Consider the following 213-nt stretch of genomic DNA (forward strand, 5'->3'; position numbering starts at 1 on the left):
CCCAAGCACCGCATCCGGCTTCACACCCACGGACGCCCACACCGAAGCCAGCCCCACCATCACCGCAAAGCTCGCGGGCTGCACCACATCCACCCGCTCAAGCAGCGCGGGCTCGACCTCACCCCGCAGGACGTCGACGAGCGACCAGTCCACCAACGGCCCCAGCGCCGCAGCACACTCCCCCACCCGCTCAGCGAACACCGGCGAGGAGTC

1 protein-coding gene is annotated in these 213 nt (G+C 70.4%); it reads right to left on the bottom strand.

Features of this window, described 5'->3' with window-relative positions:
• On the bottom strand, positions 1-201 hold a 201-nt coding region (locus IG74_RS47525; RefSeq protein WP_037827779.1), incomplete at its 3' end, for an acyltransferase domain-containing protein.
• Positions 202-213 lie beyond the last annotated feature (12 nt).

Origin of the sequence: Streptomyces sp. NRRL B-1347 (genome assembly GCF_000720325.1) — a bacterium.
Classification (GTDB): domain Bacteria; phylum Actinomycetota; class Actinomycetes; order Streptomycetales; family Streptomycetaceae; genus Streptomyces.